The sequence below is a fragment of the Chitinimonas koreensis genome, from assembly GCF_014353015.1.
GTDB lineage: Bacteria > Pseudomonadota > Gammaproteobacteria > Burkholderiales > Chitinimonadaceae > Chitinimonas > Chitinimonas koreensis.
Window position 1 is genome coordinate 1,758,162 of the sequence record NZ_CP060704.1, and the last position, 14,165, is coordinate 1,772,326.

Consider the following 14,165-nt stretch of genomic DNA (forward strand, 5'->3'; position numbering starts at 1 on the left):
GCGGCACGGCGCCACGGCGGCCCTGTAGGTCGGGCTTTATGCCCGACGGCGGTCTTCGATCGGCGGCGCTGTCGGGCATAAAGCCCGACCTACGTTGCCGCGGACCGTTCAACCGATCGCCAGCTTCAGGCCGAACAGGATGAACACCGCGCCGAGCAGGCGGTTGATCCACAGCGCGTAGTGCGGCGCCTCGTCGAGGTGGCGGATCACGAAGCTGGCGCCCGAGATCAGCAGCGCCTGGTAGAGGCAGTTCAGCGTGATGAACACCAGGCCGAGGATCACGAAGGCGCTCGGGCTGGCGCCCGGCAGCACGAACTGCGGGAAGAAGGCCATGAAGAACACGATGGCCTTGGGATTGAGCAGGGTGACCAGCAGGCTGCGGCGGAAGGCGTCGCCCTCGGCCGGCGCGGTGATGGCGAGGCCCTGTTCCTTCGACAGCAGGCTCTTGATGCCGAGCCAGACCAGGTAGGCGCCGCCGCCGTAGCGCAGCAGGTTGAAGGCGGCCGGGTTGGCGGCCAGCAGCGCGGCGGCGCCGACCGCGGCGGCGGCCATCAGGAGCGCATCGCCGGTGCTGGTGCCGGCCAGCGCGGCGAAGCCTGCGCGGCGCGAGCCGGTGGCCGAGCCGAGGATGGCCAGCGTGCCGGGGCCGGGCGACAGGATCAGCAGGGTGGAGGCGAGCAGGAAGGCGGGGAAGTCGGTGATGCCGTACATGGGTCGGGCGCTGGCTGGAGTTCGGCCGGCCAGTGTAAGGGCTGCGCCGTGAAACGTGAAAGGTGACTCGCCGCTGCGCGGCATTGGTGAAACGTGCGCGGCATCGCCGTGCTGCACCTCGCCGCTCAAGCGGCGAGCCACGTTTCACATTTTACGTTTCACATTTCACTTCACATTCCCGCCATGCGGGGCGTCAGCCGCGCATGGCGGGAATGTGATCCGCCATCTCCCGCCGCATGAACTCATGGAAGTGCAGCATGCCGTCCTCCATCGGGCTCTGGTACGGGCCCCATTCGTCGCGGCCCTCGCGGTGCAGCCGTTCGCGGCCTTCTTCCATGCGGCGGATGATCTCCATGTCCTCGACCGCGGTCTCCTGGTAGGCCTTCTGCTCGGCCGCCATGAAGTCGGGCTCGAACAGCGCGATCTCCTCGGGGTAGTAGAACTCGCAGATGTTGACGTACTCGCGCGGGCCGCGCGGCAGCAGCGTCGACACCACCAGCGTGTGCGGATACCACTCGACCATCACGTTCGGGTAGTAGGTCAGCCAGATCGCGCCGTAGGGCGGCAGCTCGCCGCGGTAGAAGTCGAGCACCTGCTTGTGCCACTCGCCGTAGCTCTTGGAGCCGGGCCGCGCCAGCGCGTTGTTGAGGCCGACGGTCTGCACCGAGTACCAGTCGGCGAACTCCCACTTCAGGTCGTCGCAGGTGACGAAGCGGCCGAGCCCGGGGTGGAACGGGTCGACGTGGTAGTCCTCGAGGTAGACCTCGATGAAGGTCTTCCAGTTGCCGGCGTAGGTGTCGACCGTGACGTTGTGCAGCATGTAGTTGCTGAAGTCGAGGTCCTTGCGTACGCCCAGGTCCTTGAGATCGGCCTCGACGTCGCGGCCGCCGGTGCCGAGCTCGAACAGCATGCCGTTCCAGTTCTGCAGACCGGTGTTGGGCAGGTTGAGGCAGGGCTTGTCGGGGAAGTGCGGCGCGCCGATCAGCGTGCCCCGGTTGTCGTAGGTCCAGCGGTGCAGCGGGCAGACGATGTGGGTGCCGTTGCCGCGGCCGTCGAGCATCAGCGCCTGGCGGTGGCGGCAGATGTTGGACAAGAGCTGCACGCCGCCCTCGGTGCGCTTGAGCATGCGGGCGCGGTCGTACATGTCGAGCACCTGATAGTCGCCCAGCTCGGGCACCATCAGTTCGTGGCCGACGTAGCGCGGGCCGCGGGCGAACAGATGTTCCTGCTCGAGCTTGTAGAAATCTTCGTCGAAATAGACGGATACCGGCAGTTGCGACTGCGCGGCGCGGAGCAGATGGTTGGATTCCAGGTTGGACATATCCCACACCCCCAAGTAGTCAGGGTGAGGCGCAATCCAGCCCGGACCGGCGCCCCAACACCCGAAGGTCTAAGAACGTCTTGCCTTGATGGATTACGAGTCGGGCCGGCGCGGTGTCGGTCCGGAACGGGAAAGGCTCCCCGCCCCCTAGCCTCATGGCCCTTTGGGCAAGCACCGGGGCCGCCTCGCGACGCCCCAATACCCGCGCCGGACGAGGTGTCGCGACGCTAAAAAACGAGGGGCGGATTCTGGCCGAAATCAAGACCCCCCGCAAGGCCAGGTGGCTAATATTTTCCGCAAAACTGCCTTATGGATGAGGGCCTTAGCCATCGGCCGCAGGCGCAGGCATGAAAAAAGCCGCGCGGCCGATGCCGTCGCGGCTTTTCGTCGAGCCCCGCGGGCGGGGCAGCTCCGGTCGGGCCAATGCTGCTGGCGCCGGAGAACGACTCAACGTCGGAACAGGTAGACGAGCCAACCCATTTGAACGCTCCTTTCACTTTCGGCATCACGTCCACCGCTCGTGGCGGCGACGTTTAGCTGTACGCGGGCGGTTGCAACCCTTGCCTCATTTCAACGACAACCACCGGCCGCAGGCACATAGCCAATGTACTTCCTCGCCTGCTCCGGCCCACGGCGCCCCAGTGGCGCCGCGCTTTCGCTGCGCCTTTGTCAAGCGCAACGCGCCGATTATACGGATTTGTTGCAAGACAGCAAAATGCTGCAGCGCAACTTGCTGCTACAATGCCGGCCGCGGGCGCGCTCCAGTCTTCGCGCCGCGTTCCATGTTCACCTCATTCATCTGCCGAAGACGGGCGCGCGAGCGCCGGCCGATGTGCTTCGGAGCTTTGCATGTCCTTCGCTTCCCTGGGTCTCGCCGACGAGATCCTCCGTGCCGTGGCCGAACTCGGCTACGACCAGCCCACCCCGATCCAGCTGCAGGCCATCCCGGCCGTGCTGACCGGCCGCGACCTGATGGCCGGCGCCCAGACCGGCACCGGCAAGACCGCCGGCTTCACGCTGCCGATCCTGCACCGCCTGTCCGACAAGGCCGTCAAGGGCCCGTCCGCCGGCCGCCCGCCGGTGCGCGCGCTGATCCTGACGCCGACCCGCGAGCTCGCCGCCCAGGTCGAGGAATCGGTGCAGAACTACGGCAAGTACCTCAAGCTCGAGTCGATGACCATGTTCGGCGGCGTCAGCATCAATCCGCAGATCAAGCGCCTCAAGAGCCGCGTCGACATCCTGGTGGCGACGCCGGGCCGGCTGCTCGACCACGTCCAGCAGGGCACGCTCGACCTGTCGCGCGTCGAGATCCTGGTGCTGGACGAGGCCGACCGCATGCTCGACATGGGCTTCATCCGCGACATCAAGAAGATCCTCGCCCTGCTGCCCAAGCAGCGGCAGAACCTGCTGTTCTCGGCCACCTTCTCGGACGACATCAAGGCGCTGGCCGAAGGCCTGCTGCACGATCCGCTGCTGATCGAAGTGGCGCGCCGCAACGCCACGGCCGACACCATCGCGCAGAAGGTCTACCCGGTCGACCGCGAGCGCAAGCGCCAGCTGCTGGCCCACCTGATCAAGGAAAACAACTGGTTCCAGGTGCTGGTGTTCACCCGCACCAAGCACGGCGCCAACCGGCTGGCCGAGCAGCTCGACAAGGACGGCATCAGCGCGCTGGCGATCCACGGCAACAAGAGCCAGGGCGCGCGCACGCGGGCGCTGGCCGAGTTCAAGGACGGTACGCTGCAGGTGCTGGTGGCGACCGACATCGCCGCCCGCGGCATCGACATCGACCAGCTGCCGCACGTGGTGAACTACGAGCTGCCCAACGTGCCGGAGGATTACGTCCACCGCATCGGCCGCACCGGCCGCGCCGGCGCCGAGGGCGAGGCGGTGTCGCTGGTCTGCGTCGACGAGAAGAAGCTGCTGGCCGACATCGAGAAGGTGATCAAGCGCGAACTGCCGCGCGAGATCGTGCCCGGCTTCGAGCCCGATCCGAGCATCAAGCCCGAGCCGATCCAGCAGCGCTCGCAGGGCCGCCAGGGCCAGGGCCAGGGTCGTCCGGGCAGCGGCGGCGGTCGCCAGGGCCAAGGCCGTCAGGGCGAGCCCAAGGCCGGCGGTCAGCCGCGCCAGCCGGCCGGCCAGGACAAGCAGAAGCAGCAGGCCCGCCAGCCGGCCGCGCAGGCCGGCAACCATAACAGCCGTGGCCAGGGCGCGCGCCGCCCGACCGGCCGCCACCACTGAGGAGCGCGCGATGAAACGCACCGACCTGGAAAAGCTCAGGGGCCTGAAGATCGCCGGCAAGCTGGCCGGCGAGCGCACGCCCGACCGCTTCGGCAAGGCCTCGACCGGCAAGCAGGAAGACGCCAAGCCCAAGGGTTTGATGGGCGCGCTGCTCAAGAAGACGCAGAACGGCGACTGAGGTAGGACCGACCCCCGCCCGGTCCGCGTTGGGCGGCACGGTTCCGTAGGAGCGGCTTCAGCCGCGAATGGCGATGGTGGAACATCGACGATTCGCGGCTGAAGCCGCTCCTACGCATTCGATGGGCCGTGTTCGGACGTCCGCGAGGGCTGGATGCGGACATTGACGACGGAGAGCGAACGAGCGAAGCGAGGCCCCTCGCGGCGGCGAGGGCGGGGGAGTCGGGGTGAATAAAGGATCGGGCGGGCTGTTCGGACGTCCGCGACACCGGGCTCTTCCCTTACGCAGGGTTGGATGCGGATATTGCGACGGAGAGCGAACGAGCGAAGCGAGGCTCCCTCGCGGCGGCGAGGGCGGGGGAGTCGGGGTGAATAAAGGATCGGGCGGGCTGTTCGGACGTCCGCGATACCGCGCTCTTCCCTTACGCAGGGTTGGATGCGGACATTGCGACGGAGAGCGAACGAGCGAAGCGAGGCTCCCTCGCGGCGGCGAGGGCGGGGGGAGTCGGGGTGGATCAAGGATCGCCGGCGCCCGCCGAGCATTCACCGCCCGCGAGCGCCCGGCTTCGCCGGGTGCCTGAACTGTCGGTCGATCTACCGCCCAAGCCAATTCAACGGCAGGCGATCACCCGTGAGCCACCACCCGGTTGCGCCCGGCCCGCTTGGCCTCGTACACGCGCACGTCGGCGCGCTCGATCAGCGCCTCGGCGTGGTCGGCGGCCGGGAAGCCCGCGATGCCGCAGCTGAAGGTCGCGTGCAGCTCGGCGCCGCCCTGGCCGTGGTTGAGCTTCTCGAACGATTCGCGCATGCGTTCCATCAGCACCGCCGCGGTCTCGGCCGTGGTGCCGGGCAGCACCACCAGGAATTCCTCGCCGCCGTAGCGGCCGACCAGGTCGTACTTGCGCAGCCGCTGGCGCAGCAGGTGGGCCAGGTTCTTGATCACGCGGTCACCGACCGGATGGCCGTGGGTATCGTTGATCGCCTTGAAGTGGTCGATGTCGATCATCGCGACCGCGAAGCTGCTGCGCTCGCGCCGCGCGCGCTCGATCTCGAGCGCCACCGATTCCTTGATGCGGGTGTGGTTGAGGCAATGGGTCAGGCTGTCGCGCGTCATCAGGCTGCGCAGCGTGCGGTGGCGACTGGCGCGGCCGGCCACCTTGGCGGTCAGCAGCGCGCTGTCGAGCGGCTTGGCCAGGTAGTCGTCGCCCGAGGCGAGGATGCTGGGCAGGAAGTCGGCGATGCGCGCCTCGGTCGAGCAGAAGATCAGCGGCAGGCTGATGTACTCGGCCTGCTGGCGGATCACCGCGGCCAGCTCCATGCCGTCGCAGTCGGGCATGTCGATGTCGAGCAGGATCAGGTCGGGGAAGAATTCCTGCAGCGAGGCCGCGACCGCGAACGGGTCGTTGATCACCCGGGTGACCATGCCGGCGGTCTGCAGCCAGGTCGCGTGCAGCTCGGACATCGCCGCCGAGTCGTCGACGATCATCACCCGCAGCGCCTCGCTGGCGCTGCGGCCGGTCAGCACCTCGATGCGGTCGACCAGCGCCGGCACGTCGAGCGGCTTGGGCAGGAAGCTCTGGCCGCCGGCGCGTACCGCCTCCAGCCGGGTCGGGAAATCGCCGTAGGACGACATGAAGACGATCGGCGGCAGCGCGCCGCGGTCGGCCATCTTCGACACCACCGCGGCCGAGGTGGCGCAGTCGGCGCCGAGCACCATGTCCATCACCGCCACGTCGAAGCCGCCGTCGCGCAGCAGCGCCTCCAGCCCCGCCGGCTCGTGGTGCACGATGACGCGGTAGCCGAAGTATTCGAGCTGCAGCGCCAGTTCGGCGGCGAACGGCCGGTCGTCCTCGACGATCAGCACCGATTGCCCGGCCGGCGCCGCCTCGGCCGGCGTCGGCCGGGTGGCGGCCAGCACCGGCGCACCCGGCGAGCCGGCGGCCAGCAGGGCGCCGAGCCGGACCAGGCGCTGGCCGTCGCGCTCGGCGGCCGGCGCCGCGGCCAGCCGGGCCGCCTCGCGCTCGATCATGGCCAGCGCTTCGCCGATCTCGGCATGGCCGTAGGAGGCCGCGGTGCCGGCCAGGGTATGGGCGGTCTGGCGCAGCCGCTGCAGCGCGTCCGGCTCGCGGCCGGCCGCGTCGACCAGTTGCCGGATCTCGCCCAGCCGGGCCGGCAGCGCGGCCTGGAATTGCAGGCGCAGGGCTTCGAGCCTGCGGGTGAATTCGCTACGGGTGTCTTCGCTCATGGGAGTGCCTGCCGCGCCGCCCGGCCCGTGGCACGGGTGGTGGGCGGCGCTGAATCGGAGGGGGTTGGCCGGATATATATTAGATGGAAATGCGAATAACTTGAATACGCGAAAAACACGAATAAAATGCGAAATATGGAAAAAACCCGGCCCCGTTCCGGCAGTCCCGCTGCCAGCGCCATCGCGCCGCCCGAGCCGACCGTGTCGAGCAGCGAGGCGGCGCGCCTGCTCGGCGTGTCGGTGCGCACCGTCCAGCTGTGGCTCGGCCAGGGCAAGCTGCAGGGCTGGCGCACCGCCGGCGGTCATCGCCGGGTCTACACCGCCTCGCTGCAGCCCTTCCTGGGCCAGTCCGCCGCGCCGCCGCGCGACGGCCTGCGCCTCTTGATCGTCGAGGACGATCCGGACCTGCTCGAACTGTATGTATTGACCATTGCCAGCTGGGGCCTGGCGCTCGAGGTGCGCACCGCCGGCAACGGCGTCGATGCGCTGCTGATGCTGGGCCAATGGCGGCCCGACGTGCTGCTGACCGATCTCGACATGCCGGCGGTCGACGGCGTGCAGATGATCCGCAGCCTGCGCGCCAGCGCCGACCATGCCGCGCTGAGGATCCTGGTGGTGACCGGCCTCGACGCCGCCGCGATGCGCCGGCTCGGCACCCTGCCGGCCGACGTGCCGGTAATGCGCAAGCCGCTGTCGTTCGACTGGCTGCGCGGCTTCCTCGAAGCCTCCCTGCTGTGCGCCTGCCATGACTGACGCCGGCGATCCCGCGGCGGGCGATCCTGCGGCGGGCGTTCCCGCGGCGGGCGCTCCCGCGGCGAACGAGCGGATGGCGGCGCTGCTGCTGCTGCAGGCCGGCCAGTCGCGTGCCGAGATCGACCAGGTGGCGGCGCTGCTCGACGATGCGATCGGCCGGCTGGGCCTCGCCTTCGGCCGGCTCGACGCGCTGATCGCCTCGCAGGGCGCGCTGGTGCAGCACGCCATCGGCGGCGGCGCGCAGGCGCTGGCCGGGCCGCTGGCCGAGGTCGCCGCCCAGGTGCGGCGCGAGACGGAGCAGGCGGTGCAGGCGCTGCAGTTCCAGGATCTGAGCGCGCAGTTGCTGGCGCGGCTGGCCGAGCGGATCGACGGCTTTGCCGCGCTGGCCGAGCTGCTGCGGCTGCCCGGCCCGGACGCCGAGGCGCAGTGGCGGGCGGTCGAGGCCCGTTTCGAGGCGCTCGAGCGCCGCACCGTCGCCCAGTCGGACCTGGCCGGCGGCGACATAGAGCTATTCTGAGCGCCCGCCGTGAAGCCGAGGCCGCACGCATTCCATCGACCCCCGGCGCCGCCGCGCCGGGCGGTCATGCGCCGAGGCGCGGCCCCGGCCGGCGCGCTCGTCGATTTACCTATGCACATCAAGGCCTCCGTGATTTCGTCGGCTATACCTGCTGATGAATGCGCAGGGCGGACCCGCGGCCATGCGCCCGCATGGCGCGGCGACCAGGAGAACCCATGAAGACGATCCTCTCGGTAGACGACTCGCCGTCGATCCGGCAGATGGTGAACTACACGCTGGAAAGCGCCGGCTACGCGGTGGTGTCCGCCGCCGACGGCGAGGAGGGCCTGGCGCAGGCGCTGGCCAGGCCGTGCGACCTGGTGCTGACCGACCAGAACATGCCGGGCATGGACGGCCTCGCGCTGATCCGCGCCCTGCGCGCGCTGCCGGCCTACCAGAAGGTGCCGATCCTGATGCTGACCACCGAGTCGAGCGACCAGATGAAGGCGGCCGGCCGCGCCGCCGGGGCGACCGGCTGGCTGGTCAAGCCGTTCGAGCCGCAGCGGCTGCTCGACGTCGTGCGGCGCGTGCTGCCCTGACCCCGGTTGGCGAGCCGCCGCATGCAGATCGACATCACCCAGTTCCACGGCATCTACTTCGACGAGACGGCCGAGCACATCGCCGCCATCGAGCAGGTGCTGCTGGCGATCGATCCGGCCGGCCCCTCGCGCGCCCAGCTCGACCAGATCTTCCGCGCCGCCCATTCGATCAAGGGCGCCAGCGCCACCTTCGGCTTCGGCGACCTGGCCCGCGTCACCCACATCCTCGAATCCCTGCTCGGCGCGGTGCGCGAGGGGCGGCTGCCGCTGTCCACCCCGATCATCGACAACGTGCTGCAGGCCAACGACCTGCTCAAGACCCTGCTCGACGACGCGCGCGCCTATCGCGCCAGCAACCGCATCGACATCGACGCGATGTGCGCGCGGCTCAACAAGCTCAGCCGCGGCACGGCCACGGCCGCGCCCCTCCCGGCCGAGGCCGAGCCGTTCGGCTTCTTCGACGACGAGCCGGCCGCGCCCGCAGCGCCGGCCGGCGAGGCGGACGAGGGCTTCGGCTTCTTCGCCGACGCGTTCGAGCCGGTGGCCGACCTGCCGGCGTCCTCCCTGGCCATCGCCGCCGCCGCCGTGGCCGCCGAAACCCGGCCGCCGGTACCGGCCGAGGCCTCGTCGATCCGCGTCGGCGTCGAGCGCGTCGACCAACTGATCAACCTGGTCGGCGAGCTGGTCATCACCCAGTCGATGCTCAACGAGGCCGGCGCGCGGCTCGAGCCGGCGCTGCACGAGCAGCTGCACCGGGCGCTCGGCCTGTTGCAGCGCAATACCCGCGATCTGCAGGACGTGGTGATGAGCATCCGCATGCTGCCGATCGCCTTCGTCTTCAACCGTTTCCCGCGGCTGGCGCGCGACCTGGCGGCGCGGCTGGGCAAGCAGGTCGAGCTGACCATGTACGGCGAGGCGACCGAGCTCGACCGCAGCGTGATCGAGCACATCGCCGATCCGCTGACCCATATCGTGCGCAACAGCATCGACCACGGCGTGGAGCTGCCCGAGGCGCGCATCGCCGCCGGCAAGCCGCCGGCCGGCCGGGTGCTGCTGACCGCCTACCAGCAGGGCGGCAGCATCGCGGTCGAGGTGTCGGACGACGGCGCCGGCCTGCAGCGCGAGCGCATCCTGGCCAAGGCGCGCGCGCTCGGCATGCCGCTGCCGGCCGAGATGAGCGACCAGGAGGTCTGGCAGCTGATCTTCGCGCCGGGCTTCTCCACCGCCGAGGCGGTCACCGACGTGTCGGGCCGCGGCGTCGGCATGGACGTGGTCCGGCGCAACATCCAGGAGATCGGCGGCCGCATCGAGATCGAATCGCAGGCCGGCCAGGGCACCCGGCTGACCATCCGGCTGCCGCTCACGCTGGCCATCGTCGACGGCATGGTGGTGCGGGTCGGCGGCGCCACCTACATCCTGCCGCTGGGCAGCATCGTCGAGACCCTGCTGCCCGACGCCACCCAGTGCCGCACCGTGGCCGGCGCCGGCGAGGTGGTGCTGGTGCGCGGCGAATACATCCCGGTGGTGGCGCTGCGCGAGGCCTTCGGCATCGCGCCGGACCCGGCTGCCGCCGGCATCGTGGTGCTGGTCGAGATCGGCGCGCGCCGCGCGGCGCTGCGCGTCGACGAGATCCTGGGCGACCGCCAGGTGGTGGTGAAGAGCCTGGAGACCAATTACCGCAAGGTGGCCGGCCTGTCCGGCGCCACCATCATGGGCGATGGCCACGTCGCGCTGATCCTCGACGTCGCCGAGCTGATCCATCGCACGCCGCAGATAGGAAGACCATGACCGAAACCACTCCCGGCACGAGGCCGGCCGCCGGCGAATTCCTCTCCTTCACGCTGGGCCACGAGGAATACGGCATCGACATCCTCAAGGTGCAGGAGATCCGCGGCTACGACGCGGTGACCCCGATCGCCAACGCGCCCGACTTCATGAAGGGCGTGATGAACCTGCGCGGCGTGATCGTGCCGCTCTTGGACCTGCGGCTGAAGTTCAAGGTCGGCCAGCCGACCTACGACCAGTTCACCATCGTCATCGTGCTCAACGTCGGCACGCGGGTGGTCGGCATCGTGGTCGACGCGGTGTCCGACGTGATCACGCTGGCGCCCGAGCAGATCCGCACGCTGCCCGAATTCAGCTCGGCCATCGACATCGGCTACGTGCGCGGCCTCGCCACGGTGGACGAGCGCATGGTCATCCTGATCGAGATCGAACAATTGCTGCTGGGCCCGGAAATGGGCCTCTGCGACGCCCCGGACGCATAGGAGGAAGGCATGTCCAATTCACTCACCATCTCGCAGAAGCTGGCGCTCGGCTTTTCCGCGGTCATCGCCCTGTTGCTGGTGCTGGCCGGGGTGGCCTACGTCAACGTCATCCGGCTGTCCGACGCGGTGCGCTGGAACAACCACACCTACGAGGTGATCCGCGAGGGACAGAGCATGCTGGAGCACATGCTCAACGTGCAGACCGGCGCGCGCGGCTACCTGCTGACCGCCGACGAACGCTTCCTCGAGCCGTTCAGGCTCGGCCGCGAATCGGTGCTGCGGCACTACGAGCGGATCAGGACGTTGACCGCCGACAACCCGGTCCAGCAGCAGCGGCTGGCCAAGATCTACCAGCTGCAGGGCGAGCTGATCGGCTTTTCGCAGCAGCTGATCGACCTGCGCCGTGCTGCCCAGCGCGACCTGCGCAAGCAGCAGGCGGTGACGGCAATGGTCGCCGCCGGCCGCGGCAAGGAACTGATGGACGCCTTCCGCAAGGAGGTCGGCGACTTCACCGACACCGAGCAGGCGCTGCTGGGCACACGCCAGGCCGACGTGAAGGAGCGCGAGCAGGCCACCCGGCTGATCCTGTCGCTCGGCTGCGCGCTGGCCATCGTGCTGGCCGGGCTGATCGCCTGGGCCATCATCCGCGGCCTGTCGCGCCAGCTCGGCGGCGAGCCGGCCTACGCCTCCGAGGTCGCCCGCCGCATCGCCCAGGGCGATTTCAGCCACCCGGTGACGCTGCGCCGCGACGACCGCGACAGCCTGCTGGCCCACATGGCGCAGATGCAGGACGGCCTGTCGCGGCTGATCGCACGGATCAAGCAGGCGGCCGAGGCGATCAACGTCGGTGCGCAGGAGATCGCGATGGGCAACAACGACCTGTCGCGCCGCACCGAGCAGCAGGCCGCCGCGCTGGAGGAGACCGCCTCGTCGATGGAGGAGCTGACGGTGACGGTGAAGCAGAACGCCGACAGCGCGCGCCAGGGCAAGACCGTGGCCGAGCACGCCTCGGGCGTGGCCGGCCGCGGCGGCGAGGTGATGCAGCAGGTGGTGCACACCATGGGCTCGATCACCGACAGCTCGCGCAAGATCGTCGACATCATCGGCGTGATCGACACCATCGCCTTCCAGACCAACATCCTGGCGCTCAACGCCGCGGTCGAGGCGGCGCGCGCCGGCGAGCAGGGCCGCGGCTTCGCGGTGGTGGCCGGCGAGGTGCGCACGCTGGCGCAGCGCTCGGCGGCGGCGGCGAAGGAGATCAAGGGCCTGATCGGCGCCTCGGTCGACAAGGTCGAGGGCGGCAACCGGCTGGTCGAATCGGCCGGCCAGACCATCCACGAGGTGGTGGTGGCGATCCACCGCGTGACCGAGCTGATGAACGACGTGTCCGACGCCTCCTACGAGCAGAGCAACGGCATCCAGCAGGTCAACACCACGGTGATCCAGATGGACGAGGTGACCCAGCAGAACGCCGCGCTGGTCGAGGAGGTGGCGTCGGCCAGCGAATCGCTGGCGCAGCAGTCGCGCGCGCTGGCCGACGCGGTCAGCCGCTTCCGCCTGCCCGACGGCCTGGCGGTCGCGCCGGCCGCCGCGCCGGTGGCGCGGCCGGCGATGCATGCGGCCCACCTGGCGCCGCTGACGCAGCGCCGGCGCGAGGCCGCCGCCGCGGTCGAGCTGCCCAAGCGGGCGCAGCCGGCCGACGAGGACTGGACGGAATTCTAGGAACCGGTATGGATCGTCCGGCTTGCTCCGGCCCGGCGGGCCTGCCCGCACCGCGCGCCGCCGAGCGCCGCTCGCCGCTGCGCACGGCCGCGGCTGCCGCGACGCCGTGGCCGGAGGTGCGCGAGTTCCACCTGTCCGACCGCGATTTCCAGCAGATCCGCAGCCTGATCCACGCCCACGCCGGCATCTCGCTGTCCGAGCACAAGCGCGGCATGGTCTACGCCCGGCTGGTGCGGCGGCTGCGCGCGCTGCGGCTCGATTCCTTCGCCGCCTACCTCGGCCGGCTCGAGCGCGATCCGGCCGAGTGGGAACACTTCACCAACGCGCTGACCACCAACCTGACGCGTTTCTTCCGCGAGCCGCACCACTTCGACCAGCTGCGGCAGGCGCTCGAGCGGCGCGGCGGCGAGCCGGCGCGGATCTGGTCGGCCGCCTGCGCCAGCGGCGAGGAAGCCTATTCGCTGGCCATCACTGCCTACGAGGCCGGCTGCCCGGCGCGCATCCTGGCCAGCGACGTCGACACCCGCGCGCTGGACCAGGCGCGCGCCGGCATCTACGAGCGCGCCCGGCTCGACGGCGTGCCGGTGCACCTGCAGCAGCGCTACTTCCTGCGCGGCCGCAACGCCAGCGAGGGGCTGGTGCGCGCGCGGCCCGAGCTGGCCGCCGCCATCGCCTTCCGCCAGCTCAACCTGCGCGAGACGCAATGGCCGATGCGGCGGCGCTTCGACGCGATCTTCTGCCGCAACGCGCTGATCTATTTCGACCGCCCGACCCAGGCCGAGGTGCTGCAGCGCATGCTCGGCCTCCTGGCGCCGGGCGGGCTGCTGTTCCTCGGCCATTCCGAGACGCTGCACGGCTTCGACCTGCCGCTGCGGCCGGTCGGCACCACGGTCTACCAGCACGAGCCGGCGGGGCCGGCAGGGAGCGGGCACGATGGCGCGCCGGCTGAACGAGGGTAGCGAGGGGCGCCCCAACGCCTATTTCGACCACCGCTTCCACATGGAGGCGGTGAAGCTCTTGCCGGCGCAGTACTACGCCACCCCGCGCGACGTGATGATCGTGACGGTGCTCGGCTCCTGCGTCTCGGTCTGCCTGCGCGACCCGGTCGCCGGCGTCGGCGGCATGAACCACTTCATGTTGCCGGCCAGCCAGGACGACGGCCTCTTGAGCCAGTCGGCGCGCTACGGCGTGCACGCGATGGAACTGCTGGTGAACCAGCTGATGAAGCTCGGCGCCCGGCGCGAGCGCTTCGAGGCCAAGGTGTTCGGCGCCGGCAACGTGATCCCGGCCATGACCTCGCTGCGGGTGGGCCAGCGCAACGCCGACTTCGTGCTCGACTACCTGCGCACCGAGCGCATCGCGCTCTTGGCGCAGGACCTGCTCGACGACTACGCGCGCAAGCTGCACTACTTCCCGCACAGCGGCCGGGTGCTGATGCGGCGGCTGACCAAGTTCAACAACGACACGCTGATCGCGCGCGAAATCGCCTACTCGCGCCAGTTGCAGGATCAGCGGCCCGGCGGCGACGTGGACTTGTTCTAGCCCTGCGGGGCGCGGAACCGCGGCCCGCCGCGGGCGACAGACTGGAAAGAGGAGGAGCGGGGAAATGGGCAGGCAGGCCTTTCCGGATCGG

The 14,165-nt window shown here is 69.9% G+C and carries 13 protein-coding genes; 10 read left to right on the plus strand and 3 right to left on the minus strand.

All coding sequences use genetic code 11. The annotated features are described in order from the left end of the window. Positions 1-108: 108 nt before the first annotated feature. Positions 109-711 (minus strand): LysE family translocator, encoded by a 603-nt coding sequence (locus tag H9L41_RS07675; protein ID WP_028446418.1) that lies wholly within the window; start codon positions 709-711, stop codon positions 109-111. Positions 712-904: 193 nt separating this feature from the next. Next, the gene (locus tag H9L41_RS07680; protein WP_028446419.1) at positions 905-2,032 is read right to left on the minus strand and encodes an aromatic ring-hydroxylating oxygenase subunit alpha; all 1,128 of its coding nucleotides are present in this window, start codon (positions 2,030-2,032) and stop codon (positions 905-907) included. 849 nt (positions 2,033-2,881) lie between these two features. Between H9L41_RS07680 and H9L41_RS07685 the strand changes: the two genes are divergently transcribed. Both H9L41_RS07685 and H9L41_RS07690 read left to right on the plus strand, forming a co-directional pair. Further along, a complete protein-coding gene (locus tag H9L41_RS07685) occupies positions 2,882-4,273 on the plus strand; it encodes a DEAD/DEAH box helicase (protein WP_051319043.1) in 1,392 nt (463 codons plus the stop codon). A 10-nt stretch (positions 4,274-4,283) separates the two neighbouring features. Beyond that, a complete protein-coding gene (locus tag H9L41_RS07690; RefSeq protein WP_157461992.1) occupies positions 4,284-4,451 on the plus strand; it encodes a hypothetical protein in 168 nt (55 codons plus the stop codon). 624 nt (positions 4,452-5,075) lie between these two features. Here H9L41_RS07690 and H9L41_RS07695 read toward each other — a convergent pair. Then, positions 5,076-6,695, minus strand: coding sequence for a diguanylate cyclase (locus H9L41_RS07695; RefSeq protein WP_051319044.1), 1,620 nt, complete (start codon positions 6,693-6,695; stop codon positions 5,076-5,078). A gap of 135 nt (positions 6,696-6,830) precedes the next feature. Here H9L41_RS07695 and H9L41_RS07700 point away from each other — a divergent pair, with 135 nt between their 5' ends. The 8 genes from H9L41_RS07700 to cheD all read left to right on the plus strand — a co-directional run bounded on the left by H9L41_RS07700 (position 6,831) and on the right by cheD (position 14,074). Beyond that, the gene (locus H9L41_RS07700; protein ID WP_084300395.1) at positions 6,831-7,448 is read left to right on the plus strand and encodes a response regulator; all 618 of its coding nucleotides are present in this window, start codon (positions 6,831-6,833) and stop codon (positions 7,446-7,448) included. Between the two features lie 73 nt (positions 7,449-7,521). After that, positions 7,522-7,965, plus strand: coding sequence for a hypothetical protein (locus H9L41_RS07705; RefSeq protein ID WP_028446421.1), 444 nt, complete (start codon positions 7,522-7,524; stop codon positions 7,963-7,965). Between the two features lie 215 nt (positions 7,966-8,180). Beyond that, the gene (locus tag H9L41_RS07710) at positions 8,181-8,543 is read left to right on the plus strand and encodes a response regulator (protein WP_034607080.1); all 363 of its coding nucleotides are present in this window, start codon (positions 8,181-8,183) and stop codon (positions 8,541-8,543) included. A gap of 21 nt (positions 8,544-8,564) precedes the next feature. After that, entirely contained in the window at positions 8,565-10,331 is a 1,767-nt protein-coding gene (locus tag H9L41_RS07715; RefSeq protein ID WP_051319045.1) for a chemotaxis protein CheA, read from the plus strand. Then, on the plus strand, positions 10,328-10,810 hold the full coding sequence (locus tag H9L41_RS07720; RefSeq protein ID WP_028446423.1) for a chemotaxis protein CheW: 483 nt from the start codon (positions 10,328-10,330) through the stop codon (positions 10,808-10,810). The genes H9L41_RS07715 and H9L41_RS07720 overlap by 4 nt, the downstream gene beginning before the upstream one ends. Before the next feature lie 9 nt (positions 10,811-10,819). After that, a complete protein-coding gene (locus H9L41_RS25635; protein WP_028446424.1) occupies positions 10,820-12,532 on the plus strand; it encodes a methyl-accepting chemotaxis protein in 1,713 nt (570 codons plus the stop codon). A gap of 8 nt (positions 12,533-12,540) precedes the next feature. Next, positions 12,541-13,491, plus strand: coding sequence for a CheR family methyltransferase (locus H9L41_RS07730; RefSeq protein WP_084300290.1), 951 nt, complete (start codon positions 12,541-12,543; stop codon positions 13,489-13,491). Continuing rightward, positions 13,466-14,074, plus strand: a complete 609-nt coding sequence (gene cheD / locus H9L41_RS07735; protein ID WP_034607203.1) for a chemoreceptor glutamine deamidase CheD — start codon at positions 13,466-13,468, stop codon at positions 14,072-14,074. The genes H9L41_RS07730 and cheD overlap by 26 nt, the downstream gene beginning before the upstream one ends. Positions 14,075-14,165 lie beyond the last annotated feature (91 nt).

What these genes read in the sequence shown, in the direction of transcription:
- H9L41_RS07690 (WP_157461992.1), top strand. Translation starts at nt 4,284, where the DNA reads ATGAAACGCACCGACCTGGAAAAGCTCAGGGGCCTGAAGATCGCCGGC.
- H9L41_RS07710 (WP_034607080.1), top strand. Translation starts at nt 8,181, where the DNA reads ATGAAGACGATCCTCTCGGTAGACGACTCGCCGTCGATCCGGCAGATG.
- H9L41_RS07680 (WP_028446419.1), bottom strand. Translation starts at nt 2,032, where the DNA reads ATGTCCAACCTGGAATCCAACCATCTGCTCCGCGCCGCGCAGTCGCAA.
- H9L41_RS25635 (WP_028446424.1), top strand. Translation starts at nt 10,820, where the DNA reads ATGTCCAATTCACTCACCATCTCGCAGAAGCTGGCGCTCGGCTTTTCC.
- H9L41_RS07685 (WP_051319043.1), top strand. Translation starts at nt 2,882, where the DNA reads ATGTCCTTCGCTTCCCTGGGTCTCGCCGACGAGATCCTCCGTGCCGTG.
- H9L41_RS07715 (WP_051319045.1), top strand. Translation starts at nt 8,565, where the DNA reads ATGCAGATCGACATCACCCAGTTCCACGGCATCTACTTCGACGAGACG.
- H9L41_RS07695 (WP_051319044.1), bottom strand. Translation starts at nt 6,695, where the DNA reads ATGAGCGAAGACACCCGTAGCGAATTCACCCGCAGGCTCGAAGCCCTG.
- H9L41_RS07675 (WP_028446418.1), bottom strand. Translation starts at nt 711, where the DNA reads ATGTACGGCATCACCGACTTCCCCGCCTTCCTGCTCGCCTCCACCCTG.
- H9L41_RS07705 (WP_028446421.1), top strand. Translation starts at nt 7,522, where the DNA reads ATGGCGGCGCTGCTGCTGCTGCAGGCCGGCCAGTCGCGTGCCGAGATC.
- cheD (WP_034607203.1), top strand. Translation starts at nt 13,466, where the DNA reads ATGGCGCGCCGGCTGAACGAGGGTAGCGAGGGGCGCCCCAACGCCTAT.
- H9L41_RS07720 (WP_028446423.1), top strand. Translation starts at nt 10,328, where the DNA reads ATGACCGAAACCACTCCCGGCACGAGGCCGGCCGCCGGCGAATTCCTC.
- H9L41_RS07700 (WP_084300395.1), top strand. Translation starts at nt 6,831, where the DNA reads ATGGAAAAAACCCGGCCCCGTTCCGGCAGTCCCGCTGCCAGCGCCATC.
- H9L41_RS07730 (WP_084300290.1), top strand. Translation starts at nt 12,541, where the DNA reads ATGGATCGTCCGGCTTGCTCCGGCCCGGCGGGCCTGCCCGCACCGCGC.